Origin of the sequence: Cryobacterium sp. 10I1 (assembly GCF_035019805.1) — a bacterium.
Classification (GTDB): Bacteria; Actinomycetota; Actinomycetes; order Actinomycetales; family Microbacteriaceae; genus Cryobacterium; species Cryobacterium glucosi.
In genome coordinates this window covers 1-235 of record NZ_JASJVF010000688.1, presented here as the reverse complement: position 1 = coordinate 235, position 235 = coordinate 1, and the positions used below count along the sequence as shown (strand labels likewise).

Below are 235 nucleotides of genomic sequence, written 5' to 3'. Positions count from 1 at the left end.
GAGGATGACCGGCTCGGCGAGGAGCCAGTCATCCTCCCAGCGGGCCTCCGTGATGAAGGTCTCCCGACCCATGGCCGCGAAGGCCTGGGTCATCCCTGTCGGGCGCATGCCGAGCATGACGATGGCCCAGCCGCCGTCCGGCGTCTCGACGAGGTCGCCGTGGCCGGTGTTCTGGATCGGCCGGGAGGTGCTGCGCGCCGACAGGATCGGGTTGGCCGGCCCCGTGACCCGGGGG

At 72.3% G+C, this 235-nt stretch carries 1 protein-coding gene; it reads right to left on the bottom strand.

What is annotated here, in order from left to right; translation table 11 throughout:
• Positions 1 to 235: family 43 glycosylhydrolase (locus tag QN345_RS20350; RefSeq protein ID WP_323509275.1), on the bottom strand; the 235-nt coding region annotated here is incomplete at both ends.